The sequence below is a fragment of the Halioglobus sp. HI00S01 genome, from assembly GCF_001635445.1.
GTDB classification, from domain to species: domain Bacteria; phylum Pseudomonadota; class Gammaproteobacteria; order Pseudomonadales; family Halieaceae; genus Halioglobus; species Halioglobus japonicus.
The window spans coordinates 1-216 of sequence record NZ_LWEE01000260.1 but is presented as its reverse complement, the minus strand read 5'-3'; the positions used below and the strand labels follow the sequence as shown (position 1 = coordinate 216).

Genomic DNA, 216 nt, shown 5'->3' with positions numbered 1-216 from the left:
AACAGCAACATCGCCATGATCTCCAAGAACTGCGCTCACTTCATTATTGCCGAGCTGGCCATCTGGATGGCGGGACACTGCACCGTCGCGCTGTACCCTACGCTCAACGCCGAGACCGTGAACTATATTCTCGATCACTCCGAGGCCAAGCTGATTTTCGTGGGCAAGCTGGATGGCTGGGAAGCGATGGAGCCCGGCGTACCTGCCGACATGCCC

At 58.3% G+C, this 216-nt stretch carries 1 protein-coding gene; it reads left to right on the top strand.

The window, feature by feature from the left end; genetic code table 11:
• Window positions 1-15: 15 nt before the first annotated feature.
• A partial coding sequence (locus tag A3709_RS17445) for an AMP-binding protein (protein ID WP_231871227.1) occupies window positions 16-216 on the top strand: 201 nt, incomplete at its 3' end.